This is a genomic window from Bryocella elongata, from assembly GCF_900108185.1.
Taxonomy (GTDB): Bacteria; Acidobacteriota; Terriglobia; order Terriglobales; family Acidobacteriaceae; genus Granulicella; species Granulicella elongata.
In genome coordinates, this window is sequence record NZ_FNVA01000001.1 from 125,470 (window position 1) to 151,664 (window position 26,195).

Below are 26,195 nucleotides of genomic sequence, written 5' to 3' on the forward strand. Positions count from 1 at the left end.
CCTGCGACACCACGGTTGCGTTTTGCGGCGGTGGCTAGGGACGGCCTGTCTGTGCAAGAGTACATGTACGCGGAGAGGGCGATGCGAGTTCCAATGGATCGACGGCTGGGGTTGCCGAACGCTGGCGGGTGGGAGTTCCTCGTGCAGCGTGCGGCGCTGCTGGGAGCGGTGCTCGGGATCGTGTTTGGGGCTCAGGAGATACAGGCGGCGGATCGCCAGGCGGTGGTGGCGACGCGGGTTCCGCTGGAGTCCATCGGCGTGAACGGGGTGTCGCCGGCGCAGCTGAACGCGGGCGCGTCGATGCTGACGGTGCACTTTCTCGACGACACGCACCTGCTGGTGACGTACGGCACGCATGGCCTGGTGCGGCGGCTGGAGAACGATCCGAAGGACGACCAGGACCGCATCGTGGCGATGGAGATCGTCGAGCTGCCGAGCGGGAAAGTGATTGCGAAGGAAGAGTGGCAGGCCCACGACCACGAGCGGTATCTGTGGAACCTTGGCCGGGGGCGGTTTGTGATCCGGACGGGCTGGGAGTTCTACGCGATCGAACCGATGGCGCACCTGGCTTCGGGGCAGCCGTTTTCACGGGCGCAGATCAAGGCGTTTCAGAAGCCGTCGCTGCTGCTGGTTTCACCGGACCAGAACGTGATCACGGTGGAGAGTCGGGTTCGGGTGAAGCGGGCGAACGAAGAATGGGGCGACGCGCCTCCGGGGAATGTTCCGGTGACGATGCTGGTGGAGTTTTACCGGTTGCGGGGCTCGGGAGATAACCCGAAGTTTTCGATGGAGCTTTCAGGGCGCGTGCTGACGCCGCGGCCGCTGTTTCTTCCGTTGACCGGGGATGGAGCGCTTTATGCAGAGCCGCCGGGACGGGACCGGCGTTGGCCGGTGAACTTCGTTCCGTTTGGAGGGAAGCCGATCAAGGCCGCAGAGGTGGAATCGACGTGCGATCCGCAGCTGCAGATGGTGAGCCCGAGCGAGTTCCTGGCGCTGACTTGCCGGGGCGTGAACGACGCGACGGTGCTGAAGGCGTATGCCTTCGACGGCCACGAGGCATGGGAGGAGCCGCTGAGCGGCATGGACGATCCGGTCTATGCGACGGCGCCCGAAGCGGGGCGGTTTGCGGTGTTGCGTCACCTGGACTCGGCTCCGGGCTCGATCACGAGCGGTACGGACGCGCCGGTGGATCGGCAGGAGCTGCGGGTGTATCAGACCGAGAGCGGGGACATGCTGCTGAAGGTGGATCTGTTTCCGGCGTTCAAGTCGGCGGAGAACTTCGACCTGTCGCGGGATGGTTCGCTGGCGGTAGGGGTTCGGGATCGCGCGCTGGTGGTGTACAAGCTGCCGGAGCCTGACAAGCAGGACCGTGCCGACATGGCGATGGCGGCGAAGTCCGCGCCGCCGGTGGTGAACGCAGGGCCGATCCGGCTGCCGGCGGCGGTGGAGACGGCGAGTTTGGAGGGTCCGGGAGGAGGGAGTGCGGCGGCGAAGGCTGCGGATGCTGCTGCGAGACCAGCTCAGGCCAGCAAGGCGGATCGGACGGAGTCCGCTGCGGTGGCTGCTCCTGCCCAGCAGCCCGTGGCGCGCAGGGTAGCTCCGACGCTGATGAAGCCGGGGGAGAAGCCGGAGTTCGGGAAGGCGAACCCGCAGCCTGCGGATGACGGGAGTTCCGGGGATCTGCCGCACTGAGGTGGCTGCGGGCCGGCGTTTGTTTTGTGGCCGGACGCCTGGTGGTGGCTGAATGGGCGTGGGCTGGAGAGCTTCGGGGTCCTTCAACTGCGCATGGCGCGGCTATGCTGCACCCTGCTTCAGCTCAGGATGACGACGCAATGCAACCGCAAACAAAAAGGCCAGCCCGAAGGCTGGCCTCTGATGTTTCAGGGAACGGTGCGCTTATGCCTTGACGACGGCCTTGACGCGGGCGTTGAGGCGGCTCTTGTAGCGGCTCGCGGTGTTCTTGTGGATGACACCCTTCTGCACGCTCTTGTCGAGGGCCGAGACGGTCTTGCGGTAGGTCTCGTTCAGCGTGGTCTTATCGCCGGCGGTGAGGGCATCGCGCATGGAGCGGAGAGCGGTGCGGAGCTTGGACTTGTTGGCGCGGTTGACACCGGTCTTGCGGACGGTCTGGCGGGCGCGCTTGAGGGAGGACACATGATTTGCCATGCGGGATTACCTTCTTTTCTTTTCTGCCGGTTGTCGGAGAAAGGGGATGCAGACTGGTGGCTGTTGCGGACGCGCCGAATCGTGCGTCAGGACGCAGTGCTAGCCGCTCCTCTGCACTTTCTATTCTAGGGCTTCGAAGGATAGGGGTCAAACGACGGTGATTCGCGGCTACAATCCGGCCATGCGTCTTCGCATGTTCGTCGCCATGTTCGCCCTGTTGAGTGGTTCCGTGGGTTTTGCCCAGGATGCCGCCAAGACTCAGCCCAAGCCAGCTAAGGCGCCGAAGCCGGATGCTCCGCTGACCGATGCGCTGACGTGCAGCCCATTTCTCTGGGGTGCCGACGGCCCGTCGCGTCCGCAGGCGAAGATGCTGGTGCCGGTGACGATTGATGGCAAGCCCTTTGTCTATCAGCTGGATACGGGGTCGGATGAAGTGGCGGTGTATGGTGGGCGGTCTCATCCGGAGTGGAAGCCGCTGGCGCAGGGTGTGCGGATGACGGACCTGCAGTTTGCCGGGGCGACGCTGCCGTCGGTGGTGGCGTATGCGCAGACTGCGGTGCCGGACACCGAGGTGCAGGGTGTGATCGGGCTGGATCCGATGGTGGGGAAGGTGTTGGTGATCGACTTCCCGCGCCGCAGGGTGTGCCTGGTGGAACGGGCGGATCTGCCGGTGAACGTGGTGCATGCGGCGCAGTGGAGCAACGCCGAGGTGCGGCATGGGAAGTTTTTCGTACGCGCGGATGTGAACGGCAAGCGCTCGAACCGGCTGGTGTACGACACGGGTGCGAGCGGTGATGCGCTGGTGATGGATGTGGAGCCATGGAAGACGGCGACGGGGAAGAGCGATCCCAAGGAGGCGACCGGGCACTTTCGTTCGCAGCTCGCGGGAGGTTCGGTGGACTACGTGACGGCTCCGCTGAGCGGGGACCTGACGGTGGCGAACCATGTGTATGAGCATCCCGAGGTGGCGACGGCGGTGGACCGCGAGCGGGACTACACGGATATCTTTCAGGCGGATGGTGTGCTGGGGAATGCGCTGTTTCACGACAGCATCGTGATCCTGGACCTGACGGCGCATGCTCGGTTCGGGTTGATTTATCCGGCGAATTAGCTAGTCAGCGGGTCAGCGGGTCAGGCCCGAGGCTGCGATTTGCAGGCTCCAGCGGAGATGCAGGTTTCTCCACTGCGCGGGACGATGAGACTGTCCCGCTCCGGTCGAAATGACACATCCTTTGATGGTTTGGAATATGTCGATACAAGCTAGCTGCAGTTGAGGCAGTTGGGGTGGGCCCAGCCGTTCTCGCCGCAGGTGAGGTAGAGGCTGGCGACGAAGAGGATGGTCATCAGGACGCTGGCCCAGAGAAGCATCTGGACGGGGAGTGCGGTGAGGAAGGGCTTGCCGCGGTCGGGATTTCGGCGCGAGGGCCAGACGAAGAGCACGCCACCTGCGAGGGCGATGCAGAAAGCCAAAGACAGCCGGATGAGGCTTGCGAGGACGCGGTCCTCCCAGCGGGTGGCCGGGGTGAAGAACGCGGCCACGCCGACGCGGTAGATCGCGACGATCGTTCCGGCGGTGAAGGCGGCTTTGAGCAGGTCCAGCAAGGCAGCAGAATAGCTGAACAGCTGAACAGCGGAACAGCGGAACAGCAGAATAGCGGAACAGCGGAACAGCGGAACAGCGGAACAGCGGAACAGCGGAACAGCGGAACAGCGGAATAGCGGAACAGCAGAACAGCTGACCGCATCGGAAGGAGCGGGCACGGCGGCGGGTTTGGATTCCGCTATTTGCTTGCGGCCGTTGGCATTCAGCGATTCTCTTGAAGCTATTCGCTATTCGCTATTCGCTGTTCCGCTGTTCCGCTATTCTGCTGTTCCGCTGTTCTGCCGGTTTCTCCGGGAGTTGACCTGATTTTGATCCTCTTTTGCACCGGGCTCTCTTGACGCCGTCATGCTGCGGGGCTAGAGTTTCGGCAACCCAACCTTGATGCTCATGGCCAATCCGGCGCCAGCGCGACCCGCAACAGGACGAATGCGGAGAAGCGTGAAGCGCGCGGGCCCAACGTCAGGCATCGAATTCCCGATAGATGTGTCTAACTCCACGTGGTCCTCTGACGGAGGTCAGGTCCTTACTTGGTGAAAAAAGCGCTACAACTCACGCCCGGAATTGAGCCGCTCTACGGCACACGCGACGAGAACCTTCGTCTGATGGAAGACAGCCTGGGCGTTCAGATCGATCTTCGATCTGACTCCATCCATGTCCTGGGAGAACCCGAGGCCGTAGCCCGGGTGGAGCGCATCTTTACCGACTTCGAAGCGCTTCGGCGCGGCGGGGTCCATCCACACAATGGAGAGCTGAACGCGTTGCTGAAGATGGTTGTTGCTGATCCTGGGGTGACTCTGCGGGGCCTCATCGACAGCGGCAAGCAGCGGGCGATTGGTGTGAAGCGGGTGGTCCAGCCAAAGACGCCGAACCAGCGCAAGTATATCGAGGCCATCGAGCAGAACGACATGGTCTTCGGGATGGGGCCGGCGGGTACCGGCAAGACGTACCTCGCGGTGGCGATGGCGGTGAGTTCACTGCTGGCGAAGAAGGTGTCGCGGATCATCCTGGTGCGTCCGGCGGTTGAGGCGGGGGAGCGGCTTGGGTTCCTGCCGGGATCGCTGCAGGAGAAGGTGGATCCGTACCTTCGTCCGCTGTATGACGCGCTGTATGACCTGGTCGACCCGATGAAGGTGGACAAGTGGCTGGAGACGAATGTGATCGAGGTGGCGCCGCTGGCGTTTATGCGCGGGCGCACGCTGAATGAGGCGTTCATCATCATGGATGAGGCGCAGAACACGACCGGCGAGCAGATGAAGATGTTCCTGACGCGACTCGGCAACGGTTCGCGTGCGGTGATCACGGGCGATCTGACGCAGATCGACCTGCCGAACCCCAAGAAGAGCGGTCTGCTGGAGGCTCTGCGGGTGCTGGATAACGTGGAGGGCATCAAGTTCTGCCACTTCGAGGATGTGGACGTGGTGCGGCATCAACTGGTGCAGCGGATCGTGCGGGCGTACGAGACACATCATCGCGAGGAGCAGATGCCGTTGCAGCTGGATGGAGCTGCGGGAGAGCACTCGATGGTGATGGGGACAGAGCGGCCGGTGAAGCGGGCTTTGAAGCAATAGCGGAACAGCAGAGGAGCAGAACAGCAGAACAGCGATTCAGGACTGTTCTGCTGTTCTGCTCTTACGCCGTTCTGCTGCGTTCTTGGTAGCATCGAAACGCATGATCCTGCTCGACCTTCCGCGACGACAGCAAGCTTTGGCCGATCCGTGGGATGGGACGGGGATGTCGCGCGTGGCGCTGGCGAGGTTCTTTACCCGCGCGCGCAAGGCTGTGGGGCTGGCGGGCGAGGTGGATGTGCTGCTGGCGGGCGATGCGGCGCTGAAGCGGCTGAACCGCGAGTTTCGCGGCAAGGACAAGGCGACCGATGTGCTCAGCTTTCGCTCGCCGGAGGAGATCTTCGAGCAGCGGGCGGGCGATCTGGCGATCTCGCTGCAGACGGCGGCGCGGCAGGCGAAGGCCTTCGGGCATGGCGTCGAGGATGAGGTTCGCATCCTGATGCTGCACGGGTTGCTGCACCTCTCCGGGATGGACCATGAGGTAGACAAGGGCGAGATGGCGGCACGCGAGGCGGAGCTGCGGGCGGCGTTGAAGCTGCCGGTGGGGCTGATTGCCCGGGTGGAGGAGCCGCGGAAGAAGTCTGGCCCGTCAGCGGGTTCTGCTAAGAGACGCGGATTCCCTTCGGGAATGACAAGCAAGAAAGACGACAGTGTGCGGGCGGCGGGTCGAGCTCGAGTTCGCCAGACTCCAGTTCGCCAGATGCCAGTGGTGAAGAGAGCCGTTCCCAAGGCTGTGAAGAAGGCCACGCGTGCGCGGAGGACGGTATGAGCTGGGTCCTTCAGTGTGGTCTGTTCGCTTTGCTTTGGGTGCTGGCGCTGGCCTCGTACATCGATCGCATGTACTTCGAGATGGGCAAGTTTCTCTCGCGCGAGTATGAGGAGAACATCGACGCGTGGGAGCGGAGGGTCGAACCGAAGCTGATGATCGGCCGCGATTCGGCTGCGATCTCGGCGAGTCTGCTGCGCCAGATTGCGATGGTGGCGCTGGCGTTTGTGCTGGCGCTCCGTCTGCGGGGGACGATTGGTCACAGCGCGGCGTCGATTGGGCGCACCGTCTTCGAGCTTCTGCTGACGATCCTGATCTTCGACCGGGTGATACCGGAGCTGTTCTTCACGCGCACGCGGGGGCAATGGATTGTCCGGATCGCGTGGATGGTGCAGGGGCTGTTCTACCTGGTGCTGCCGATTACGCTGACGATCGGGCTGCTGCTTTCGATTGTGGGGCTGGCTGAGCCTGAGGCGCAGGAGCCGGAGCATCCGAGTGAAGCGATGGACGCTCTGCTGGAGGCCGGTGAGGAAGAGGGCATCCTCGAAGAGAGCGATCGCGAATTGGTGCGGTCGGTGGTGGAGTTTGGCGACAAGGTGGTGCGCGAGGTGATGGTGGCGCGGCCGGCGATGCTGGCTGTGCCGGGCACGATGACGCTCGAGGAGTTCACGGCCGAGGTGAACGAGAATGGATTTTCGCGCGTGCCGGTCTATGCGGAGTCGATCGATCACATTACCGGGGTGGCGTTTGCGCGCGATCTGCTTGCTGTGCGGGACGAGGATGCCAGGAGACGCACGGTAGCGACGCTGCAGAAGCCGACGGTGTTTGTTCCTGAGACGAAGAAGGTGAACGAGCTGCTGCGCGAGATGCAGCGCCAGAAGCAGCACATGTCGATTGTGATCGACGAGTATGGCGGCGTGGCGGGGCTGGTGACGATTGAGGATCTGCTCGAGGCCATCGTCGGGAACATTGAGGATGAGCACGATACGAGCGAGACGCAGCCGATCGAGGAGCCCGAAGGCACGTGGCTGGTGCCCGGGGACTTCGAGGTCGACCGCTTGCGGGAGCTGTTTTCAGAGCGGGAAGAGCCTGCGAAGGCCGCGATTCTGGGCGATGGAGACGATCCGCCACTTGCGGACGAGGACCAGGAACGCGAGGAGGATGAACCTTCGTCGCAGCTGAGTGCCGAACAGCTGCTGGCACAGGTTCTGGACCCGTACGACGCGACGACGGTGGGCGGCCTGGTGAGCGAGATCGCGGGGCATATCCCGCTGCCGGGCGAGGTGGTGGAGGATGGCCCGCTGCGGCTGGAGGTGGTTGCGTCGACCGACCGGACGGTGGAGCGGGTGCGCGTGGCGCTGAGCGCGTTGAACGAGAGTGAGCCGGAGTAGGGGCTAGCTTCTAGCTGTTAGCTCCCAGCTTCTAGCTGAGGCCAAAGTATGACGATCGAGTTCCGGGCTCTCAGCTGCGGGTTTCGAGTTGTTAGCGGCGGGTTTTGGGCTGGAAGCGAGAAGCTGGAAGCTAGCAGCTGTCTTTTCGGTGTCATCATAGAGAAATGGCATTACGTAGTGGATTTGTTTCGATCGTGGGTCGCCCGAATGCGGGCAAGTCGACCCTGTTGAACGCTCTGCTGGGGCAGAAGCTGGCGATCGTCACGCACAAGCCCCAGACGACCCGGACACGCATCCAGGGCGTGCTGGAGCTTGCTGTGCGCAAGAAGGCGAAGGGCGACCCGGGCCGGCCGGCGGCGCAGGTGATCCTGGTGGATACGCCGGGCGTGCACAAGCCGGAGACGCAGCTGGACAAGCGGATGATGCAGGAGGTTCATGACGCGCTGGAGACGCGCGACGTCGTGGTCTTCATGGTCGACGCGACGCACCGCATTCATGAGGAAGAGGCTCCGCGCACCGATGCCGAGGGCAGGACGGTGCGGACGGTGGGCATGCAGAAGCGTGCGATGTCTCGCGCGGAGGATGACTTCGCGCTGAAGGTGATCTCGCGGCTCGAAGGGCCGGTGGTGCTGGCGCTGAACAAGATCGACGAGGTGCCCAGGGCGGCGCTGCTGCCGATTATTGCGCACTGGTCGGCGAAGCATAACTTTGCGGAGGTCATTCCGATCTCGGCGAAGAAGAAGGAAGGCCTGGAGCTGCTGCTGGATAAGGTGGTGCGGCTGCTGCCGGAGGGGCAGCGCTACTTCCCGAAGGACCAGTTGACGGATCAGCCGGAACGCTTCCTTGTCGCGGAGATCATTCGCGAGAAGATCCTGATGCTGACCGGCGAAGAGGTTCCTTACGCGACGGCGGTGGTGATCGAGAGCTTTGAAGAGCCTGACACGCGCAAGAAGGGCAAGGACGGCAAGCTGCCGGTGACAAAGATCAACGCGGCGATCTACTGCGAGCGGAACGGGCAGAAGGCGATCCTGATCGGCAAGCAGGGCGCGATGCTGAAACAAATTGGCACGTCGGCCCGTAAGGAGATTGAGGGTCTGCTGGGCACGCGCGTCTTCCTGGAGCTGTTTGTGAAGGTGCAGGATGAGTGGCGTACCTCGCGCAGCTTCGTGGAGAACCTGGACTGGCGGCGGCAGCTGGAACAGATCGCGGAGAAGCAGCAGCTGGACCGGTCGCTGGCGGCGGCAGCGGCCGGGGTTAAGCTGGATGAGTTCGACGAGCAGGATGAGAGCGAAGGCACAGACGAATACGGGACCGAGAATGACAGCGACGTTGAAGAGGAGTAGAGCTGTTGCTGAGGCGATGGAAGTTGCCCACGAACACCGTCCGCACAAAGCGGCTTGAGCTTGTTGCGATCAGCGTGGAGATGCTCGAGGCGGATGCTCGCAGTGATGCTTCGCTAGGCGATCTGCTGGGCGCGCGCGTGACCCATGAGTGGCCCCCGGAGGACTGGGCGCCGCATGTACTTGAGTTCATCCGCAAACAGATTGAGGACGAGCCGCACGCCGCCGACTGGCACCGTTACATGGTGCTGCGGGAAGGCCTGTTCCGGCGGACGCTGGTGGGCTGCATTGGTGGCTTCCCCAAGGAAGCCGGGGATGTGGAGATCGGCTATTCCACGCTGCCGGGGTATCAGCGGCGCGGGCTGGCGACCGAAGCGGCACGGGCGCTGATCGACATGCTGCTTACGCGGGAGCAGGTGGAGTCTGTGAGCGCGCAGACGTACCATCGCCTGCCGGAGTCCATCAAGGTGATGGAGCGTGCCGGGATGTGCTATGTGGGGCAGGGCGATGAGGATGGTACCGTCCGGTACCGCAGGACGCGAACGGATACCTTGCAGGCTTGAGGCTGGGCTTAGCGCGCGGAACGGGAACGGGCGACTAGGTTCGCTGCGGCGGAAGACCAATCGGGGAAGAGGAACTCAAAGCCATCGCGGAGCAGCAGACCCGGGACGACGCGGCGCGACTTGAGCAGCAGCTCGGTCTCCGTGCGCATGGCGACTGCGCCGATGGCGAGCATCCAGCTGGCGGCGGGAAGGCCGATGGGCTGCTTCCATGCCTTGCGCAGCTCGGCCATGAACTCGCGGTTAGGCAAGGGATCGGGTGCCGTGAGATTGACGACGCCCGCGGTGGCATTGGTGATCTCTGGCTCTGCGAGCAGGAGCTCGATGGCGCGGCATAGGTCGAAGTCGTGGATCCACGAGACGTACTGCGTGCCTGGGCCCAGCGTGCCTCCGAGGCCACGGCGGACGAGGCCTGAGAGCACGCTGAAGACGCCACCGGCATCGGGGCTCATCACCATGGAGCTGCGGAGGCGGATCTTCTTTGTGCGGGGCGTGTCGATGGCGGCGAGTGCTGCCTCCCAGCGGTGCGCGACGTCGATGGAGAAGGACCAGGTCTCGGGGAGATTGGCGGGCTCATTGGTGCCGCGATGCGAGGGGAGGTCGCCGAGGATGCCGGTGAATTCATCGTTCGCAGCGCCGCGGGTGTCGCGATAGAAGGTGCTGGTGGAGGCGTTGAGCCAGAGCTTCGGCGGGGTGGGCGAGTCGGCGATGAGTCGGCCGAGGAGCAGCGTGGGCTCGATGCGGGAGTCGAAGATGGCCTTGCGGTTCTCTGGGGTGTAGCGGCAGTTCACGCTGCGGCCGGAGAGGTGGATGACGGCGTCGGAGCGATGGAGCTCGTCGACCCAGTCGCCGGGGGTGCGGCCGTCCCAGGGGAGCGTGGTCCAGAGGTTGCCGGTGTGGGCGGCGGCGTTGCGGGAGAGGACGACTACGTCGTGGCCGCGCGAGTGGAGGTGCCTGGCGAGGATGGTGCCGACCTGGCCGGAGCCGCCGGGGAGGAGGATGCGCATATGTCATTCTCTCGCGATCCTGCGAGGGAAAGACTATGGAATGCGTTGAGCATCAAAGCGCGTCGGAATCGGCGTCGTGCTCGGCGCGGAAGATGGCGACGGGACCTCCGAGGGGAGCGTAGTCGCGTTGCTGCTCAAGACGAAGGCGGTCGAAGAGCTCCCACCAGGCATCGTGTGTCAGCGCGGGTTCGGCGTCGTTGGAGCTCTGCGGAATGGGGTGAGTCGCCATGGTTTCCCTGCGTGAGAGTTTAGCGCGGGGTGGAGTGTGACGCCAGGTCGGATGGGTTTACGTGCGGCTGAGGTTCCCATCCGTGATGGTAGAGCTGTCGCGGATGGGAACCCGGCTGGTAGTTATGTGCGCATCCCTTTCTGCCATTGAGGATGAGGGGGCATAGAAGGAAGTGCTCGTTACTGCAGTAGCGTCAGGGCTTCGGTGGTTAGGGCTGTTACGCCGACCTCGAGGGTGGGGGTGGGCAGGGGTTCGAACTTGCTGGTGTGGGGGCCGGGCAGGGGGATGCCGGCTTTCTGGGCGGCGGCGAACTTGGCGGGGTCCATGGCGCCTAGCCAAAGGAAGGCTACGGGGATCTCCTGGGCGGGGGGCTGGCCGGCTACGGCGGGCTTGAAGCCGAGGCCGAAGACGCCTACGTCTTCTGAGCCCATGACGCGGGTGGACTCGATGACGTTGGCTTTGCCGAGTACTTCAGTGAGCTTCCCTCCCATGCGGCCCATGAGGGCGGGGTCGTTGTAGAGGACGGGGGTGGACTCGTTGTCGAGCACTGTGACGGTGGCGGCCTTTTCGGGCGGCAGGCCGGCGGAGGTGGTGATGCCGGCGGCCATCTGGTTGAGGCCGGTGATGACGGTCTGGAGGGCCTTCGCACTGAAGGTGCGGACGGTGAGCTCGAGCTTCACTTCGTTGGGGATGATGTTGCGCTTGGTGCCGCCGTGGATGTCGCCGACGGTGACGACGGTGGGGTCCTGGGGATCTTCCTCGCGGCTGACGATGGTCTGCATCTGGGTGATGAAGTAGGCAGCGAGGGTGACGGGGTCTTTGCCGACGTTGGGCGCGGAGCCGTGGCCGCCGATGCCCTTGATGACGACGTCGATGGAGGTGGAGGCGGCGAGGGTGTCGCCGGGGACGAAGCCGACCTTGCCGGCGGGCAGGGCGTTGGTGTCATGCAGGCCGATGACGAAGTCGGGTTTGCCGAAGCGCTGGTAGAGGCCGTCGGCGAGCATGGCCTTGGCGCCGTCGATGGTCTCTTCGGAGGGCTGGCCGACGATCATGATGGTGCCGTGCCATTTGGACCTCATGGAAGCGAGGGCGCGCGCGGTACCGATGAGTACCGTGACGTGGACGTCATGACCGCAGGCGTGCATGACGCCGGTGCTCTGGCCGGCGTTCTGTCCGCTGACGGTCTTGGTGACGACGTGCGAGGCGTAGGGCAGGCCGGTCTCTTCGGTGACGGGGAGGGCGTCCATGTCGCCGCGGATGAGCAGCGTGGGGCCGGGGCCGTTCTTCATGATGCCGACGACGCCGTAGGCCTGCGAGCCATCGGGGTACTTGCCGACGCGCTCGGTGACGGTGTAGCCGGCGTCGCGGAGGTCTTTGGCGAGGATGCCGGAGGTGCGTTCTTCGTAGTGGGAGAGCTCAGGGTGCGAGTGGAGGTCCTTGTAGATATCGACGAGGCCAGGGTTCTCGGTGTGCGCGAAGGTGACGACGTCCTGCGCGTAAGCGGAAATGATCGTCGCGGGTGTGAAGAGAAGGCCGGCGAAAAGGGCTTGTTGGAGACGCATGTAGGCCTCTTAGAAATTGGAGTTGGTTTGTGTCAGAGTATCAGCGAAGCATCAGTCGTCTTCAAGACAGCGATCCAGAGGCGGAGTTGGTCGGTCTCAGCGGCCTCGGATACTATCTTGGACTATGAACCTTCCGCTGGTGGTCCTTGTCGTCACTCTTGCCGCGACGCCGGGCCTGGCGCAGCAGGTCGCTGTGACCAATCTACCCGGCATTCGTGACGCTGAAGTGCGGGCCGTTTCTCCCGCAAATGGCTTTCCTCGCATCGAGGTGCGCGATGCTGAACACCGGATGAGGAAGGTCGTGCGATTTCCGGCCTGGCGGAATCACGCGGACTATGCATCAAGACCCGCGCTGACAAAATTTAGGGTGTTGGCCGGCCCAGAGGCAGACTCCGAGATCATTCTGGGAGTCTCCGGATCAGGCCGTGCAGACTACTGCAACGTCTCGGTTGCGTTGATCGGCGTACGCGCTGGAAAGATCAAGCTGCTGACTCCGGCGCCATTTCGAGGCGATTATCCCGAAGGTCGGTACTACTGGGGCGAGTTGGGGGATGGCCTGGGACCTGGGCTGGCTCATTGGCAACATGCCAGATCAGAGCGCTTCGACGATCGTATTCGGCTGACGATCTACCGTTACGACAGTGATCGCAATGCACTCGTGAAGACTAAAGTTATGACAACGCGCCATGTGATCCCATACGACGAACCGAATCCTTTGAGGGAGTTCGGGCTTCAATACAAGGACGCGGTGGGGGACCTTCTCCCGTCTTGCTGAGAATGGAGCTTGCATATGCGGTATTACGGGGTCCTTTCCTGCCGCAGACTCATAGTGAAGCATGTACGCATCGGCCGCGGCGCTGCCGGGATTGGACGCAGATTCCCTGCGGGAATGACAAGGCATGCAGAGGTAACTGCGATGCGCCGCTACTCGCCGACGTTGATGCCGAGGGTTTTCATCTTGCGGTAGAGGTGGGAGCGTTCGAGGCCTAGGGACTCGGCGGCGCGGGTGACGTTGCCGCCGCAGCGGTCGAGTTCCTTGAGGATGTAGTCGCGTTCGTAGGCTTCGCGGGCCTGCTGGAGAGTGGTGGGCTCGGCGGATGCGCCGCGGGCGGGGCCGGAGTCGGTGCGCTGCACGAGCATGGGCAGGTGCTTGGCTTCGATGCGCTGCACCTTGGGGTTGAGGATGAGGACGCGTTCGATGACGTTGCGCAGCTCGCGGACGTTGCCGGGCCAGCGGTACTGCTTGAGCTGAGTGAGGGCGGCTTCGGAGATCTCGACGCGGGGGCGGCCGTACTGCTGGCCGAACTCGAGGAGGAACTCGCGCGCGAGGAGCGGGATGTCTTCCTTGCGGTCGCGCAGGGGCGGGACGAAGAAGGGGATGACGTTGAGGCGATAGAAGAGATCTTCGCGGAAGTTGCCGCGGGCGATCTCCTCTTCGAGGTCTTTGTTGGTGGCGGCGATGACGCGGGCGTCGATGTGGACGGGAGTCGAAGCGCCGACGGGGTAGAAGCGCTGTTCGTCTAACGCGCGGAGGACCTTGGCCTGGGTCTTGAGGCTCATGTCGCCGACTTCGTCGAGGAAGAGGGTGCCGCCGTTGGCGCGCTCGAAGGTGCCGCGTTTTTCGTAAGGCTGGTTGGCGTTGCGTCCGCCGTAGGTGGGACCGGCGCCGTGGCGGTAGCCGAAGAGCTCGGCCTCGATGAAGTCCTCGGGGATGGCGGCGCAGTTGAGCTCGACGAAGACGCGGTCGCGGCGCAGCGACTCGGCATGAATGCTGCGCGCGATGAGCTCCTTGCCGGTGCCGGACTCGCCGAAGATGAGCACGCGGCCGTTGGTGGGGGCCATGAGGCCGATCTGCTGGCGGAGGGCCTTGATGGGGACGCTCTCGCCGGTGATGCGGCTCTGCACCGTGAGTTGGCGGGAGAACTCGAGGTTCTCGTCGCGGAGGCGGCGCTGCTGCACGGCGTTGCGGAGGACGAGGAGCGTGCGGTCGAGGGAGAGCGGCTTTTCGAGGAAGTCGAAGGCGCCGAGCTTGGTGGCACGTACGGCGGCCTCGATGGTGCCGTGGCCGGAGATCATGATGACTTCGGGGGCGTTGGCGCGGGGCTCGGTAGCGTCGCCGCGGATACGGGCGAGGACGTCGAGGCCATCCATGTCGGGCAGCCAGATATCGAGGAGGACGGCGTCGAAGTCGACATCGCGGGTGAGCTCGAGAGCTTCGCCCGCGGTGCCGGCCGTGGTGATGGTGTAGTCCTCTTCGCGCAGGATGGCTTCGAGGGAGTCGCGGATGTCAGCTTCGTCGTCGACGATGAGGATGTGGGTCATAAAGGCAGCGGAACAGCGGAATAGCGGAACAGCGGAACAGCGAAGTGCAAAGACGGTTGCGAGTTATGAGTTGCCAGATGCCAGATGCCAGATGCCAGTTTGCCAGTTTGCCAGTCGCCAGATGGCCCGTGGGCTAATGGATTTGGTGGGCGGGTTCCGGGATGTTGGATGCGGTGGAGGGGTCGTTGTCTTCGGTGGGGGGCGCGGGTTTGAGTTCGAGGATGAAGCGGGCTCCGGCGGGGACGTTCTTTTCGGCGCGGATGGTGCCCTGGTGTTCCTGGATGATCTTGGCGGCGATGGAGAGGCCGAGTCCGGTGCCGCGTTCCTTGGTGGAGAAGTAGGGCAGGAAGAGGCGCTCGCGCATGTCGTCGGTGAGGCCGGGGCCGGTGTCGGCGATGGAGAGTTCGATCATTCCGGAGTCGAGATGGCGGGAGGAGATTTCGAGCTCGCGGAGCAGGGAGTCCTGCATGGCCTCGGCGGCGTTGTCGATGAGGTTGGAGAGCGCACGCTTGAGGGCTTCGGGATCGGCCATGATGAGCGGCAGGTGCGGCGCCAGCGTGAGGCGCACGCGGATGTGGCTTAGGCGGCCGGCGAAGAGGGCCAGGGAGTTCTCGACGATGTTGTTGAGGTCGGCAGGCTTGGGGCGCGCGGTGGGGAACTCGGCGAGAGCGGAGAACTGGTCGACGAGGGAGCGCATGGTCTGGACGGACGAGGAGATGATTTCGGAACCGCGCTGAATGACGGCGGGCGAGGGGGACTCGACCTGGTGCTCTGAGAGCAGCGTATTGAGGCGGCCGACGTGGCGCTGGATGAGCTCGGCGTTGAGCGAGATGGGCGTGAGGGGATTCTTGATCTCGTGGGCGACACGGCGGGCGACTTCCTTCCAGGCGCTCTGCTTCTGGGCGCGGAGGAGTTCGGTGGCATCTTCGAGGACGAGGACGTAGCCCAGCTCTTCGTGGGTGGCCTGCGAGGCGGAGGCACCTTGTTCGAGCAGGGCGACGGTTGCGGAGAGGTGCAGCATGCCAGTCGCGGATTGCATCTCCATGGCGGCCGAGGCGGAACCCATGCGGTGGGCGCGGCGCATGATCCGGTCGATGGTTTCGGCGATCTCAGCGGGAAGGACCTGCGCCAGGGTGAGGCCGACGAAGTGCTTCTGTCCGCCGGGGTCGAGCATCTCGGAGAAGGCACGGTTGGCGACGAGGATTCGTCCACCGGCGGAGAGCGTGACGACACCGTTGGGGATGGTGTCGACGATGGTCTCGAGCTCGTTGCGCCGCTGCTCGAGCTTGGCGTTGAGGCCTGAGAGCTGCGCGGTGGAGTGCTCGGCCAGATGATGCGCGGTTTCGAGGTCGGAGGCCATGGCGTTGAAGCTGGCGGTCAGCTCGCCGAGCTCGTCGGTGGCGGATGCGGGAACGCGGTGCGCGTAGTCGCCGCTGGCGATGGCTTCCATGGCGTCGGCGAGGGACTCGACGGGTTTGGTGACCTGTTTGGCGAGGTTGAGGGCGAGCCAGCAGCAGGCGAAGAGCGCGAGGCCGGTGATGAGGAGCAGCATCATCAGGAAGAGGCTGCGGATGGCGCGGCGCTCGCGGAAGGTGGTCCAGTAGTTGCTGGAGGCGGTGCGCATCTCGCGGGTGGTGGCGGTGATGCCGCTGGGGATGGGAAGTCCGACGACGACGATGCCGCCCTGCTTGAGTCCGGCCGTGGCGAGGGTAAAGTCCGTGCCGCCGATGGTGTAGAAGGGGTCGTCGGCACGGCGCGCGGCGTCGAGAAGGGTCTGCTCCGGGGTGCCGTGGAACGGAATGGTGGGCTCGGGTGCGGGCGCGCTGTCGTCGGTTGCGGGGGAGAGGGGAGTGAGGGCGCGGATGTGGACGATGCCGCCGCGGACGTCAGGGACCCGGATGGAGGCGAGGGGCCTGTCATCGTGAAAGATGATGGCGAAGCCGCCCTGGAGGGTGAGCTCATGGCGGGTGAGCACGGAGCGCACGCGCTCGAACTGCTGCGGTCTTGCTGGGGCACCGGCCGGCATGGGGACGTCCGAGAGCTCGAGCGCGATGGAGTCGGACTCGGAGCGGGCGTTGGCGGCGGTGTAGTGGAAGAGTTCTTCAGCGAGGCGGGTGGAGTCGTCGCGCATCTGCGTGACGGGCTGGGAGAACCAGCGGTCGATGGCGCGGTTCATCAGCAGATAGCTGAAGGCGACCATGAAGACGAGTGGAGCGAGGGAGACGAGGACGGCTCCCCAGAGCATGCGGGTGCGGAGACGGGTGCCGAGGATGCGGCTGCGCTGGTCCGCGTAGAGCTTGAGGACGTTGCGGACCAGCAGCACCAGCACCGCAACGAAGAGCAGGAACGCCAGGACCGAGAGCGTGATGAAGACGAGCGTCTGGGTGGGGGACGCTGGATTGAGGAACGGCAGGTTGAAGGCGTTCAGCGTGCCCAGGGCCAGGAACAGCATGAGGGCGCACACGCCGAGTGTGACGATGACGCCCAGACGGCCTCGGAGGCGAATGCCCATGGGAGAGAGTGTACGCGGGAAGGCAGCGGCTGCGCCGTGAGCGCTTCGCGGTAGCGGCTTTGCCGTTAGCCGCTTCGCGGTTAGCAGGACCGATGGAGCGCATTCCGGCGTTGCAGAACAGCTGAGGAGCAGAACAGCGGAACAGCGTGAAGGGCTGCGGCTAGAGCTTCGGAGGTGTTGCGGGAGCCGCGGCGGGCTTGGTGTCGGCTGGCTGGGCGTCGGGTGCGGCGGTGTCCTTCTTCTGGGGCAGGACGGCGGGGATGGCGAAGGGATCCTGGAGGCTGGGGCTCTGCCAGAGGAAGAGCTCGGCGCCGTGGTCGGAGATGACGATCTCGTCTTCGAGGCGGATGCCGTAGTGGCCACGGGAGTACAGGGCCGGGCCGTTGGAGAAGACCATGCCGGCCATCATCTTCTGCTGGTTGGCTTCGACGAGGTAGGGCCACTCGTGTTTGTCGAGGCCGACGCCGTGGCCGAGGCGGTGGGTGAAGAGCTCGTAGCCGCCGCCGAATTTGGCGTCGCGGAAGACCTGGCGGGCTGCCTTGTCGGGGATGTCCATGGGAACGCCGGGGCCGGCGGCGCCGAGGGCCGCGGACTGGGCGTTGTGGACGGCGTCGAAGAGCGCCCGCTGGGCCTCGGTGGGCTTGCCGAAGACGAAGGTGCGGGTGATGGAGGACCAGTAACCATCGACGGCGCAACCACCACTGACGACGATGAGTTCAGCGTCGCGGAAGGTCTGGCTCTTGTTGCCGGGGTGGGAGTCTGCGGCGTCGGCGCCGGCCTTGCAGCTGATGATGCCGTGGACCCCGGAACGCTCGTAGCCGCGCTGGACGAGCTGCTCGAAGCGCTGGGTGGTGTCTCCCGCCTGGCAGGCGAGGTAGGCGGCCTTGAAGACATCGAAGGCGATGTGGCTGGCGAGGCGAAGGAGCTCGATCTCAGCCGGCGACTTGACGCTGCGGCAGCCGGCGGTGACGGGCGTGGCGGAGACGAGCTTGACGCCCGGGCAGGCGTGGCCGATGCCTGCGACGAAGCCGAAGGCGGTGTGCTCGTCGACGCCGAGGGTGGCGGAGGTGAGGTTGAACTCGCCCAGGACGCGCAGGAAGGTGGCGTAGGGATCGTCTTTTTCGGCCCAGAGATAGAAGTTGGTGGTCTGGCGCTCGGGCAGGATGGACTCCAGCTGGCCATCGGAGGCGCGGGGCTGCATGATGGCGTCATTGAGCCACTCATTGTCGATCTGGGGAGCGATGACGAAGGGCGCGGCGGACTGCGGAAGGATCCAGGCGAAGAAGCGGTCGGACTGCTCCCAATCGAGGCCGGTGAAGTACTTGAGGGACGCTCCGGTGGTGAGGACGATGGCGTCGAGGCCGTACTGCTTCATGAGCGCGCGGGCGAGGTCGAGGCGATCGTCACGCTCGGTGACGCGGATGGGCTTGATGTCGGCGCGTCGGTCCTTGAGGTCTAGCAGGGAGGGTGGGAGATCGGGCTCGCAGGCGGCCTCGGGCTTTGCGGGGACGGCGTCGGCGGGCTTCGCTGCTTCGGGCTTTGTGGGGGCGTCCTGCGCGTAGAGCGAGAGAGCGGGGGCCGTTGCGGCGGTGACCAGGAAGCGGCGGCGCGTCAGCATGGGTGGATTGTAGGTCGTAGTGCGCGGTGGATAAACGGGACGGACGGTCAGGTGAGATTGGTCGCCGTGCGCGATTACGGAACGATGGGGGTTTGCGAATGGCTTGTGCGGATGCTATTTTCGCCGTGTCTTCGGGGAAACGCTTTCTGTCCCGAGCCGCAAATAAAGGAGCCAGCGATGATCATTACCGTGCAGCAGCACCTGCTGCAGCAGCAGCGCAACGTCAGTGAAGCGACCGGCCGCTTCACGTGGCTGATGCATGGCATCACGCTGGCGACCAAGATGGTGGAGTCGAAGATCCGGTCGGCGGGGCTGACGAACATCCTGGGCGCGTACGGCGAGACCAACGTGCAGGGCGAGCAGCAGCAGAAGCTGGACGTCTACGCGAACCAGGCGCTGCTGCATTGCCTGGGGCTGGCGGAGGGCGTGGCGGCGCTGGTGTCGGAAGAGGACGCGAACCCGATTACGGTGGATCTGAACCCGGACAACGGCAAGTACCTGGTGGTCTTCGATCCGCTGGATGGATCCTCGAACATTGATGTGAACGTGAACGTCGGCACGATCTTCAGCGTGCTTCGCCGGCCCGAGGGCACGGAGGCGAACGTCGGCGATGTGGCGAACTGGGCGCTGCAGCCGGGCTACAAGCAGGTGGCGGCGGGGTATGTGTTGTATGGGCCGTCGACGATCCTGGTGTACACGGCGGGCAATGGAGTGTTCGGGTTCACGCTGGATCCTTCGGTGGGTGCGTTCGTGCTGACGAACGAGAAGATGTGCATGCCGGAGCAGGGGCCGTACTACTCGACCAATGAAGGCAATGCGCACGACTGGCCGGAGGTGTACCGCGAGTACATCCGGCGCATTACGAGCGGCGCGTTGGGGCAGCCTTATGGCGGGCGGTACATTGGCAGCCTGGTGGCGGACTTCCATCGCACGCTGCACAAGGGTGGGGTGTTTCTGTATCCGCCGACGAAGAAGACGCCGGGCGGCAAGTTGCGGCTGTTGTATGAGGCGAATCCGTTGGCGTTCATCGCAGAGCAGGCGGGCGGCATGGCGGTGACGGAGACGGGACGTATCCTTGACATTGAGCCGACGTCGATCCACCAGCGCACCCCGTTTGTGGTGGGCAGCATGGTGGAGGTGAAGGCGTTCAAGGATCTTGTTGCGGAGATGGGCAGCAAGTAAGTGGAGCTTCAGCTTTGAGTAGTGTTTCGGAACGCCTCTATTACGACTCGCCGGCGCTGACGTTTGCGGCTGAGGTCACGGATATTCGCCTGCACTCGGCTGAGGCCGATGAGAGTGGCGTGAAGCGGCAGCTGTGGCAGATTGCGCTGGACCGGACGGCGTTCTATCCCGAGGGTGGTGGACAGCCGTGGGATACGGGCGTGCTGGTGGCGACGGCGCCCAGCGGAGCCACGCTGGAGGTTGCGGTCGAGCGCGTGGAAGAGGATGAGGCGGGCGAGGTGTGGCACTTCGTGCGCAAGCCGCTGATGGCGGGCACGGTGATCGAAGGCCGCGTGGATGCGGCTCGGCGCATGGACCACGCGCAGCAGCATACGGGACAGCATCTGTTGAGCGCGGTGTTCCTGCGTGAGCTTGGCGCTCGCACCGTGTCCTTTCACCTGTCGGCGCTGAAGAGCGGTGCGGAGAGTTCGACGATTGATCTGGCGCTGGCTGAGGGTGAGAGTGCGTTGATCGCGGAGGATCTGGCGCGGGTTGAGGATGTAGTTGCGCGGGAGATCTATGCGGACCGTGCGATGACGCCGCGATGGGTTTCTCCGGAAGAGGCGAAGGCCATGCTGGAGCGCGGTGAGCTTCGGAAGCTGCCGGAGCGTGAAGGGCCGATGCGGATTGTGACGATGGAGGGCATCGAGCACAATGCCTGCGGTGGGACGCATGTGGGGGCGACCGGTGCGATTGGCGGGCTGCTGATTCGCAAGGTGGAGAAGAACAAGAAGGCCTGGCGGGTGGAGTTTGTGTGCGGGCTGCGTGCGGTGCGGGCGGCTCGGCGGGATTTTGCGTTGCTGGGTGGTGTGGCTCGGACGCTGAGCGTGGGCGCGGTGGATGTTCCTGGGCGGGTGGAGAAGCTGCTTGAGGAGCGGAAGGCGCTGGCGAAGGACGTAAAGAGGCTAACGGCGGGCTCTCGTACAAGTGCCGGGTAATTGCCGCGCAGTCAAGCTACCATGGTAGCGGCAAACATGATGCCTCACAAAATCACGATGGTGGCCCTCATTGGTGGTGTCGTTTTTGGTGCGGCGGTTACGGAGGGCATTGACCTCTATCGCCGATCCCAAGAAAGCTATCGCCAGTCGCGCGACGGCCAGACCTTCCAAGAGCGAGCGCACTGTAAGTCTGTTGCTGACGTTTATGTGAGACAGAACACCGATCTCGGGGACGACGGTGCTACTGGGACAAGCGTGACCCTAGAGAAGGTCGATTACAGTCCGGGGAGAAATAGCTGCGTTGCCGAGGTAGAGGCCGTTACTTTCTTGGGCAAAGAAGCGGTTGCAGTCGACAGCGTTAAAGACGTGCTTTCGGGCGAGACTCTTTTCTCAGTGCGGGGCAAGGATGCCGACGCGTTCCGGATCGTGTTTCTACCGCGCGTTTGGGATTACGTGATGAACAACGCTGATGAACCTCTTGAGCTGGAGAAGGAATACTCGCGGGTGAACTCGGAACCTGCGCCCCAAGCAGCTGCCCCTGCATTCCCAGAGGCGAGGCCGAAAGACTTGCAGACCCTACCGGCTCCGGAGTACGACGCCCAGGGAAAGCCGATTACTTCGCCACAACGGAAGTAGTCCCTCGACTCAACTGCGGGCCAGCCGATTCAGTGCACGGATTTCCGGGCCTGATGGGCCTGTGCGGATAGGTCAGCTACAGCCAAACTGCTGGCCAGAACATGTGACCTGATCCGCAGCGCATACTGTGCCGCAATCCTTTCCATTATCTTTCTTCTTCCAGCAATACTTCTCGTACGTCCTCCCGTTGCTGCACTTCACTGTTCCGGCTGAAACACGCTGGGCGAAGGCACAGGAACATGAATTGGAGGCGGGTTTACCTTTGGCATCGATTGCGGTGATCTTGCCGGATAAGTCAATTGTCTGCGGAGACATCGGTTCAGTTTTCACCGCGTGTTTGCAACCGAGCGACTGAAAGGCCAATGCCCCGCAAAGAAGCAGGGGTGTGATAGATGAAAGCTTCTCAAGACGAAACATTGGCTGTACCCTCGTTCGGTGGTGATGATGTCGGAAGCAACGTGCCCGTAGATTGTTATCGAATGTCAAGCCCACCGCAATGACTTTCGTCCGAGTGGGTGGCGTGGTGGGAACTGGGCGAAAGGCAGGAGTCTCAAATCTGGGCACTTTGCCCTGCAACTCGGCCACCCGCTCACAGGGCGTCGAAGTAGGCTGGTGATGTGCCTCGTTTTGTTGATGTAGCGTTGCCGATTCCTCTGGACCGTGCGTTTACGTACGGGCTGGGGGAGTTGGAGGCGTGCGTCGGGGCTCGGGTGCTGGTGCCGTTCTCGGGGCAGAAGCTCATGGGGATCGTGGTGCGGGTGCATGATGAGGCGCCCGTCGCGGACGATCCCAGCAAGCCGATTGAGATCAAGCGGGTCGAGCAGGTGCTGGATGACGAGGCGCTGCTGTCGGATGAATTGATGGAGCTGGGGCGGTGGATTGCGGCTTACTACTGCGCTCCGCTGGGGGAGACGCTGCGCGGCATGGTGCCTCTGATGGCGGAGGTCAAGCGGCACTTTGTGTACCGGATCGGCGAGCGGGGCAGGGCGGTGTTGTATGAGGGCGCGGCGAAGGGGTCTTCGCTGCGGTCAAAGTTGTCGGCCGACGATCAGAACCGGGAGTATGCCGCGCTGAATTATCTCGAGGCGGGCGACGCGGTGAAGGCTGCGACGATCCGGAGTGCGACGGGGGCGAACAAGGCTCTGCTCGACGGGATGGTGAAGAAGAAGTGGCTGGTGCGGGAGGCGGTGGCGGAGTCGCGGGACGCGCGGCGGGTGGAGATGGTGGCTGTCCTGAGGGACAGCCAGGGATTAGGGATTAGGGAACAGGGATTAGGGGGCGAGGGTTCAGGGCCCAGGGTTCAGGGCCCAGGGCCCAGGGCCCAGGGTTCAGAGGGCGATTCGGTGGCGGTGAGAGGAATCGAACCCGAGCCAGAAGTTCCGGACGCGGGGCATCCGGATGGTGCGGGTGCTGGGGAGAATGTCGATCGGGTTTCGGGTTTGGAGTTTCGGGTTTCGGGTTTGGGGCCGGTTTCTGAAGGGCCAGTTGGTCAGACTCCAGATGGCCAGATACCAGCGGAGCTCTCGGTGGCTGCGCGGCGGCTGCCGAAGCTGAATGAGAACCAGCTCGCCGTGATGGCGGAGCTTGCAGGTTGTGGCGGGCGGGAGCTGGTGCGGGAGCTGCGGGTGCGTTTGGAGCGTGCGGGGGTGCCGGAGTCGACGCTGGGCACGCTGGTGAAGCGGGGCTTGGTGCGGCTGGAGGAGGTCGCGCAGTCGTTCAGCGTGAGTGGGCTGGGGGCGCATGGGCGGAGGTTTGCGCATGAGCATCGGCTGAACGAGGCGCAGACGGCGGCGCTGGCGACGATCGTGGCGGCGATGGACAAGGGTGGGTTTGCGCCGCACCTGCTGTTTGGCGTGACGGGGTCGGGCAAGACGGCGGTGTACATTGCGGCGATTCAGCAGGCGTTGGATCGCGGCCGCTCTGCCCTTCTTCTCGTCCCGGAGATTGGGCTGACGCCGGGGACGGCGATGCACATGGTGGCGGCGTTCGGTGGCGAGGTGGCGCTGCTGCACTCGCAGCTGACGCCGGATAAGCGTGCGGAGCAGTGGCACCGGATACGGCGGGGCGAGGCGCGGGTGGTGATCGGGACGCGGTCGGCGGTATTTTCTCCGCTGACGAATCTGGGGCTGATCCTGGTCGACGAAGAGCATGACGGGGCGTACAAGCAGGAGGAGACGCCGCGGTATCACGGGCGTGATGTGGCGGTGATGCGGGCGAAGCTGGCGGGGTGTGCCGTGGTGCTGGGGTCGGCGACGCCTTCGCTGGAGAGCTGGCATAACGCGGAGCGCGGGCGGTATGCGCGGATCGACATGCTGGAGCGGGTGTCGAACCGGCCGATGCCTGCGGTGGAGCTGGTCGATATGCGCGAGGAGTTTCGCGCGACGGGGCAGGAGCAGATCTTCTCACGCAAGCTGCTGGAGGAGACGCAGGCGACGCTGGACCGCGGGGAGCAGGCGATCATCCTGTTGAACCGGCGCGGATACAGCTTCGTGGTGATGTGCCGCAAGTGTGGCGAGAAGATGGAGTGCGAGAACTGCGCGATCTCGCTTACGTACCACAAAGGGCAGGGATCAGGGATTAGGGAACAGGGATTAGAAGGCGATGTGGCGCCTCCGGGGAGCCGGTTGGAGTGTCATTATTGCGGGTTCAAGGTGGGTGTGCCGAAGGCTTGTCCGCATTGCACGAGCGAGCACTTGTATTTTCTGGGTGCGGGGTCGCAGCAGGGTGAGGAGCGGCTGGCGGGGTTGTTTCCGGGTGCGCGGATCGGGCGGATGGACCGTGACACGGTGCGGACGCGTGGCGATATGGAGCGGCTGCTGGAGCGGCTGCACTCGGGCGAGATCAACCTGCTGGTGGGCACGCAGATGATCGCGAAGGGGCATGACATCCACGGGGTGACGTTTGTGGGCGTGGTGGGTGCGGACTTTGCGCTGGGGCTGCCGGACTTTCGATCGGCGGAGCGGGTGTTTCAGCTGCTCACGCAGGTGAGCGGACGGGCGGGGCGTGGGGATCTGCCGGGCAAGGTGCTGGTGCAGACGTATCAGCCGGCGCACTATGTGCATGAGTTCTCGCAGCGGCATGACTTTGTGGGCTTCGCGGCGCGGGAGATGTACTTCCGGCGGGCGATGAAGTATCCGCCGCTGAGTGTGCTGGCGAATGTGCTGGTGCAGGGAGAGACGCTGGAAGAGGTGCTGGGCTGGTCGGCGAGGATTGGGCGGTGGCTGGAGCGGAAGAAGTTTCCCGGCGTGCGCGTGCTGGGGCCGGCGCCGGCGCCGATCTCGCGGATCAAGCGGATCTATCGGTATCACCTGCTGCTGAAGGCGGAGCAGCGGTCGAGGCTGGGTGTGCTGCTGAAGGAGTTTGTGCCGTGGCTGGAGGCGGAGGAGATTCCGCGGCGGAACGTGGTGGTGGATGTGGATGCGGTGCACCTGATGTAGCAGCGCTTCGCGTTAGCCGCTGCGCGGGTAGCGTCGCGCGCTTCGCTCGCGATGATAGCGCTGCGCGTTAGTGGTGCTCTGCACTGATCGTCGCTGTCCCAAGCAACCCATACCTCAGGGGCTAAGGCCCTGTGATTGCGGGCCTCTTGCAGCGAGACTGAAGCCGAGCCCTGACAAGGCGCGACTCATGCCGAGGCTTCTCACCCGCTGCGCGGGTAGCATCGCGCGCTTCGCTTGCGACGTTAGTGCTGCCCGTTAGTGGCGGTGGGGCGGATGTGGTGTGTGCCGATGGAAGGGCCACTCGATTCCGGTGCGCTGGATCTTGTGGATCGTCTCGATCAGCCCGGAGTGGCCAAAGGGCTGGGGTGTGGCGCTGAGCAGGAAGATGGCGAGGCATGCGGGGCCGAGGAGTGCGAGCTTCCAGCTGAGGGGTGTGCTCTCGCTGATGCGGGGATGGCGCATGCCGGGCAGCAGCAAGAGGCAGGCCCAGAGGATCCAGCCGATCCAGTAGATGACCCCGAGGCAGAGCAGGGTGGCGATGGTGGCCCAGGTGAACCAGCGATGGGCCCTCGGCGAAAAGGCATAGAGCACGTGGCCGCCATCGAACTGGCCGGCAGGGACGAGGTTCAGCGAGGTGATGAGCACTCCGATCCAGGCGGCGACCAGCACGGGGTGCCAGGTCAGAGCGGAGGCGGGGACGTGTGGGTGGATCCACGCGGAGAGCAGACGCAGCAGGAGCGGGAAATGGAACTCGACCAGGCCGGGAGCGATGGGCAGACCGGCGCGGGAGAGGTGCAGTCCGAGGATGCCTGCGGCGATGGCGACGAGGAAGCCGGAGACCGGCCCCAGGGCACCGACGGCGAGCAGGGCGGACCGGGAGGTCACGCGGCCCTCGAGCCGGATGATGGCGCCGGCGGTGCCGCTGAGCGAGGGCGCTGGGATGACGTAGGGCAGCGTCGCGCTGATGGCGTACCTTCGCGCGGCGAGGTAGTGGCCCATCTCATGGACGAGCAGGATGGTGAGCAGCGTGAGCGAGAAGGGAAGTCCGCTGGCGGCGGCGTGGGCGTGCGCGAAGGCCCATCCGTAGGGCAGGACGTCGTTATCCGAGGCGATGGGCGGCAGTCCGGCGCGGAAGTTCGCCATGTAGCGCATCCCCACCACGGTGGTGGAGAAGAGCGTGACCAGGAGGAGAAGGGCCTGGAACCAGAGCCGGGAGCGATGGGGCCGCGCGGTCTCCGGCGGAGTGGCACCACTGCCGTCTTGCAGGATCGCAGGGGTCGCCATGGACTGCGTGAGCCTTAAAGCGCTGGCCGCGCAGGAAG

General features: G+C 64.4%; 21 protein-coding genes. 12 read left to right on the forward strand and 9 right to left on the reverse strand.

Translation table 11 applies throughout. The annotated features are described in order from the left end of the window. The first annotated feature begins 81 nt into the window (after positions 1-81). The gene (locus C4S68_RS00540) at positions 82-1,692 is read left to right on the forward strand and encodes a hypothetical protein (protein WP_146071960.1); all 1,611 of its coding nucleotides are present in this window, start codon (positions 82-84) and stop codon (positions 1,690-1,692) included. Between the two features lie 204 nt (positions 1,693-1,896). Here C4S68_RS00540 and rpsT read toward each other — a convergent pair whose 3' ends face one another. Then, positions 1,897-2,166, reverse strand: coding sequence for a 30S ribosomal protein S20 (gene rpsT / locus C4S68_RS00545; RefSeq protein ID WP_103931097.1), 270 nt, complete (start codon positions 2,164-2,166; stop codon positions 1,897-1,899). A 181-nt stretch (positions 2,167-2,347) separates the two neighbouring features. Between rpsT and C4S68_RS00550 the strand changes: the two genes are divergently transcribed. Then, on the forward strand, positions 2,348-3,277 hold the full coding sequence (locus C4S68_RS00550; RefSeq protein WP_160114933.1) for a hypothetical protein: 930 nt from the start codon (positions 2,348-2,350) through the stop codon (positions 3,275-3,277). Between the two features lie 149 nt (positions 3,278-3,426). Here the strand turns inward: C4S68_RS00550 and C4S68_RS00555 are convergent, their stop codons facing one another. Further along, positions 3,427-3,768 (reverse strand): hypothetical protein, encoded by a 342-nt coding sequence (locus tag C4S68_RS00555; RefSeq protein WP_146071961.1) that lies wholly within the window; start codon positions 3,766-3,768, stop codon positions 3,427-3,429. 528 nt (positions 3,769-4,296) lie between these two features. Here C4S68_RS00555 and C4S68_RS00560 point away from each other — a divergent pair. From C4S68_RS00560 to C4S68_RS00580, 5 genes are all read left to right on the forward strand, one after another. Then, on the forward strand, positions 4,297-5,337 hold the full coding sequence (locus C4S68_RS00560) for a PhoH family protein (RefSeq protein ID WP_103931100.1): 1,041 nt from the start codon (positions 4,297-4,299) through the stop codon (positions 5,335-5,337). A 100-nt stretch (positions 5,338-5,437) separates the two neighbouring features. Beyond that, positions 5,438-6,103, forward strand: coding sequence for an rRNA maturation RNase YbeY (gene ybeY, locus C4S68_RS00565; RefSeq protein WP_103931101.1), 666 nt, complete (start codon positions 5,438-5,440; stop codon positions 6,101-6,103). Beyond that, entirely contained in the window at positions 6,100-7,491 is a 1,392-nt protein-coding gene (locus C4S68_RS00570) for a hemolysin family protein (RefSeq protein WP_103931102.1), read from the forward strand. Before ybeY ends, C4S68_RS00570 begins: the two co-directional genes overlap by 4 nt. A gap of 164 nt (positions 7,492-7,655) precedes the next feature. Continuing rightward, positions 7,656-8,834, forward strand: a complete 1,179-nt coding sequence (era, locus tag C4S68_RS00575; protein WP_103931103.1) for a GTPase Era — start codon at positions 7,656-7,658, stop codon at positions 8,832-8,834. A 23-nt stretch (positions 8,835-8,857) separates the two neighbouring features. Further along, positions 8,858-9,394 (forward strand): GNAT family N-acetyltransferase, encoded by a 537-nt coding sequence (locus tag C4S68_RS00580; protein WP_103931104.1) that lies wholly within the window; start codon positions 8,858-8,860, stop codon positions 9,392-9,394. Positions 9,395-9,402: 8 nt separating this feature from the next. Here C4S68_RS00580 and C4S68_RS00585 read toward each other — a convergent pair whose 3' ends face one another. From C4S68_RS00585 to C4S68_RS00590, 3 genes are all read right to left on the reverse strand, one after another. Continuing rightward, positions 9,403-10,398: an epimerase gene (locus C4S68_RS00585; protein WP_103931105.1), complete on the reverse strand. Its 996-nt coding sequence runs from the start codon at positions 10,396-10,398 to the stop codon at positions 9,403-9,405. 52 nt (positions 10,399-10,450) lie between these two features. Then, entirely contained in the window at positions 10,451-10,627 is a 177-nt protein-coding gene (locus tag C4S68_RS23075) for a hypothetical protein (RefSeq protein ID WP_160114934.1), read from the reverse strand. Positions 10,628-10,806: 179 nt separating this feature from the next. Continuing rightward, on the reverse strand, positions 10,807-12,189 hold the full coding sequence (locus tag C4S68_RS00590; protein ID WP_103931106.1) for an amidohydrolase: 1,383 nt from the start codon (positions 12,187-12,189) through the stop codon (positions 10,807-10,809). 124 nt (positions 12,190-12,313) lie between these two features. Here C4S68_RS00590 and C4S68_RS00595 point away from each other — a divergent pair, with 124 nt between their 5' ends. Further along, positions 12,314-12,964, forward strand: a complete 651-nt coding sequence (locus C4S68_RS00595; RefSeq protein WP_103931107.1) for a hypothetical protein — start codon at positions 12,314-12,316, stop codon at positions 12,962-12,964. A gap of 149 nt (positions 12,965-13,113) precedes the next feature. Here the strand turns inward: C4S68_RS00595 and C4S68_RS00600 are convergent, their stop codons facing one another. From C4S68_RS00600 to C4S68_RS00610, 3 genes are all read right to left on the reverse strand, one after another. Beyond that, positions 13,114-14,511 carry a sigma-54-dependent transcriptional regulator gene (locus tag C4S68_RS00600; protein ID WP_103931108.1) on the reverse strand — a complete coding sequence of 466 codons (1,398 nt, stop codon included), beginning with the start codon at positions 14,509-14,511 and terminating at the stop codon, positions 13,114-13,116. Between the two features lie 133 nt (positions 14,512-14,644). After that, a complete protein-coding gene (locus C4S68_RS00605; RefSeq protein WP_103931109.1) occupies positions 14,645-17,023 on the reverse strand; it encodes a sensor histidine kinase in 2,379 nt (792 codons plus the stop codon). A 160-nt stretch (positions 17,024-17,183) separates the two neighbouring features. Beyond that, a complete protein-coding gene (locus C4S68_RS00610; RefSeq protein ID WP_103931110.1) occupies positions 17,184-18,641 on the reverse strand; it encodes a M24 family metallopeptidase in 1,458 nt (485 codons plus the stop codon). 177 nt (positions 18,642-18,818) lie between these two features. Between C4S68_RS00610 and fbp the strand changes: the two genes are divergently transcribed. The 4 genes from fbp (at position 18,819) to priA (ending at position 24,873) form a co-directional block, all read left to right on the forward strand. Then, complete coding sequence (gene fbp, locus C4S68_RS00615) at positions 18,819-19,823, forward strand: class 1 fructose-bisphosphatase (RefSeq protein ID WP_103931111.1); 1,005 nt, start codon at positions 18,819-18,821, stop codon at positions 19,821-19,823. Between the two features lie 14 nt (positions 19,824-19,837). Beyond that, positions 19,838-20,800 (forward strand): alanyl-tRNA editing protein, encoded by a 963-nt coding sequence (locus tag C4S68_RS23845; protein ID WP_103931112.1) that lies wholly within the window; start codon positions 19,838-19,840, stop codon positions 20,798-20,800. A 36-nt stretch (positions 20,801-20,836) separates the two neighbouring features. Then, positions 20,837-21,436: a hypothetical protein gene (locus C4S68_RS00625; RefSeq protein ID WP_146071962.1), complete on the forward strand. Its 600-nt coding sequence runs from the start codon at positions 20,837-20,839 to the stop codon at positions 21,434-21,436. Between the two features lie 617 nt (positions 21,437-22,053). Then, on the forward strand, positions 22,054-24,873 hold the full coding sequence (priA, locus tag C4S68_RS00635; protein WP_235011257.1) for a replication restart helicase PriA: 2,820 nt from the start codon (positions 22,054-22,056) through the stop codon (positions 24,871-24,873). A gap of 255 nt (positions 24,874-25,128) precedes the next feature. On the opposite strand, the gene C4S68_RS00640 is transcribed toward priA, so the two are convergent. Next, positions 25,129-26,157 (reverse strand): site-2 protease family protein, encoded by a 1,029-nt coding sequence (locus tag C4S68_RS00640; protein WP_103931114.1) that lies wholly within the window; start codon positions 26,155-26,157, stop codon positions 25,129-25,131. Between the last annotated feature and the right edge of the window lie 38 nt (positions 26,158-26,195).